Source organism: Vogesella mureinivorans (assembly GCF_007644035.1).
Taxonomy (GTDB): Bacteria; Pseudomonadota; Gammaproteobacteria; order Burkholderiales; family Chromobacteriaceae; genus Vogesella; species Vogesella mureinivorans.
In genome coordinates this window covers 1-301 of the sequence record NZ_VMTV02000287.1, presented here as the reverse complement: position 1 = coordinate 301, position 301 = coordinate 1, and the positions used below count along the sequence as shown (strand labels likewise).

General features: G+C 66.8%; 1 protein-coding gene. It reads right to left on the bottom strand.

The window, feature by feature from the left end:
• Window positions 1-63: 63 nt before the first annotated feature.
• On the bottom strand, window positions 64-301 hold a 238-nt coding region (locus tag FLQ44_RS08310; RefSeq protein ID WP_206208766.1), incomplete at its 5' end, for an NADH-quinone oxidoreductase subunit C.

The following is a 301-nucleotide window of genomic DNA, read 5'->3' as shown; positions in this document are numbered from 1 at the left end:
CGTGCGGCTCGTCGAAGATGTCGGTGGCGCCGATCGGAGCCGGAATGCTCGAACCCTCGGCCATCAGCCCTTCACCTTCTCGTCGCCCGGCAGAACCGGCAGCGGATAGTCGGCGCCCTCCCAAGGCGACAGGAAGTCGAACTGGCGGAATTCCTGCGTCAGCTTGACCGGCTCGTACACCACCCGCTTCTGCTCGTCGTCGTAGCGGACCTCGGTGTAGCCGGTCATCGGGAAGTCCTTGCGCAGCGGATGCCCCTGGAAGCCGTAGTCGGTCAGCAGGCGGCGCAGGTCGGGATGGCCC